This is a genomic window from Escherichia sp. TW14182, assembly GCF_000208525.1.
GTDB lineage: Bacteria > Pseudomonadota > Gammaproteobacteria > Enterobacterales > Enterobacteriaceae > Escherichia > Escherichia ruysiae.
In genome coordinates, this window is record NZ_AEJZ01000151.1 from 1 (window position 1) to 2,168 (window position 2,168).

Genomic DNA, 2,168 nt, shown 5'->3' on the forward strand with positions numbered 1-2,168 from the left:
CTGCCATAGGGCAAATCAGGTTTTTACTTTCCACAGAAAATACATTCACACCTTTAATGTAAAAATGCTCTCCCATATCTGATAGTACCTGAGTATTCCACGACGTTTTATGAAACATAGCAGGTTTATACTTCTCTCCGTTAATAAGATAAAAATGTGGTGTTTTGCTAACAAGACCAATCGCATTGAGTGATGAATATATAAATATTGTTGCGATATTAGGGAAGAATAAAAACGTCACCAAAACTACACCCACAATTGCCAATGATATTTGATGAACAACTGAAACAACATTGTTTTTTGTTTTTCCCGTGTTGGCAAAATAAATAATTGAAGGAAAGAATGTAAGAAAAGAGAATGCAATCATAAACAACAGTGCAAAAATGACAGCAGTAGTGCTCTCCCCTTTACTTGACTGCATCAGGAACGAGATCGGGATAGAAATTGACAATGTTGCAGAAAAAACCCCAAACAGATTTACGAGTGTATGCCCGATAAAGCAACCTATATTACTTATTACACCATCATCTTTATTCCATTTAAAACTTCTCATTAACGTCAGGAATACAAAGCAAAATGACAAAAACAAAATGATTGAGACGATTAGAATAAGCCCGGGTTCATATCCCTTAGTTACTTTCGCCACCTCAGGTATGAATGGGATAAAAATCATAGCCAAATACAGGATGGATAAACACAAAGATGCAGCAGGAAGTTTCGATAATACATTTACAGCACGACTGTTTTCTTCATAGGTTGACTTAATAACTATCAATATAGAACTGGGTATAACCAATGTCATTGAAATTGCTAGCGCAAATATCATAACTGAAACCAAAACCGACATAAGCCCAGCATTAAACGAAAGTATATCAGGAAAAATATCTACTCGACCTATACTATTCAAATAGCTCCAAACAACTATTCCTGATAACAAAGCGACATAGGGAACAAGCTTCGCAACTCTTTTCCCCATAACGCTAAGCATGTTTTTCATGTCCTCTGGCATCGCGACTCCTTGTATATTCCATGTATGGTAAACCTTCAACTAATCAATACCAACAAAATTATTATTATCAATACCATGAAATTTATGGGATATTATTTTTCAATGCAATTAAATTCTGACAAGCTCAATGAATGCGCAACTCCATTCTGTTCTGATTACGACCGATACATTGATTATAAATATAGATAAGCAGCTAAACATTCACTGTAGGAAAATTTCACACGGATATACAAACAACGGGTAACACGGAGGATTTTACTACAATCACTGACTACCTGCGGCAGGCAAAAATCTAAAGCCGTATTTAAATGAATAAGGTTCAATGGACTGCGGATAGAATCTAACCACTATGCAATTTCGTGATAACTTTCACAAAATCAAAGCGATATTCTGTCCGCCATCACTCTCTGGCACTCTCCCTGATTGTGCAGAAATGTCCGCTGCAGACATTTCGATAACGTGCATAGTCATTCATAATCATTCACGCCTTTTAGTTTCGAAGCATTCTGTTTAATGTCGGCATACCTGGCGATTAGTTGTTTCAGGTGCATCTCTGCCTGAGCCTCTGCTGCAGGAGAGCGTGGCTGCCCTACCGGCGATTGCGCCAGTATCCACAGTTGTTCTTCAGCCGGTATGGATTGGTTAAATAGCTGCATAGCGGAATACACCACAGATTTCAGTTCACTGACCGTCATATATTTCCCTTTATGCTCATCCAGCCCGTTCAGTCGTTCACTCAGTTTCTGTAGCGTCATCATTCCCTGATGCCAGCCATTCAGGTTTCCTGTCGGCAATGTTGTTGCTGCCACTGTTGCATCAGAGGTTTTGCCTGCTCCGGCCAAATCGCCCGGGCTTGTTCGACAAGCTGCCGTCCTCGGGTAATGAGCCAGTGTCCGGTGGTAGCTTGTCCAGAAGTGCAAGCTGATGCTGTCTTCGCTACCGTCATCAGCAAGTGTATTATTAACAATAAGATTTACTGTTGGAGAATATTCAGAAAGGACTGCATCAAAATTATTTTTTAATTCAATCAAAGTCAAATCAGCCCCAATACTTAATTAACAGCACACTAAGACAATGGAGAAGTAAAAAGCAATGCAGATCAACATATTGAGAATAAAAAAATAATGGGAAAATTGCCTGACAATAAAAATAATCGCAG

General features: G+C 38.7%; 1 protein-coding gene and 1 pseudogene. Both read right to left on the reverse strand.

The genetic code is table 11. The features are described from left to right. Positions 1–1,009 (reverse strand): hypothetical protein (locus EQY_RS0113395; protein WP_001113678.1); only part of this gene is annotated, 1,009 nt, incomplete at its 3' end. A gap of 467 nt (positions 1,010–1,476) precedes the next feature. Then, positions 1,477–1,939, reverse strand: a pseudogene (locus EQY_RS24680) (VasL domain-containing protein); the annotation flags it as partial. Positions 1,940–2,168 lie beyond the last annotated feature (229 nt).